Source organism: Pseudomonas sp. SDT291_1_S447, from assembly GCF_054070155.1.
This window is the reverse complement of record NZ_JBSVXS010000446.1, coordinates 1-219: the sequence shown is the minus strand read 5'-3', so window position 1 is coordinate 219 and position 219 is coordinate 1. Positions and strand designations below refer to the sequence as shown.

Sequence of the window (219 nt, the reverse complement as noted above, 5' to 3'; positions counted from 1 at the left end):
CATGTCCGAAGCCTTCGAAGTCCCCAGCCCTCACGAAAAACACATCGAACACACCACCGAACACGCCCACGGCCGTGGCGACAATTTCGCCAGCCGCATCGCCGTGATGACCGCCCTCATGGCCACCCTCGGCGCCATGCTCAGCTACCAGGCCGGTTCCACCGAAAGCGAAGCGGCGATGGACAAGAACAACGCCGCCATCTTCAAGACCGAAGCCGC

At 62.6% G+C, this 219-nt stretch carries 1 pseudogene; it reads left to right on the top strand.

What is annotated here, in order from left to right:
* Position 1: 1 nt before the first annotated feature.
* Positions 2-219: pseudogene (locus ACW9IR_RS30305) on the top strand (hypothetical protein); the annotation flags it as partial.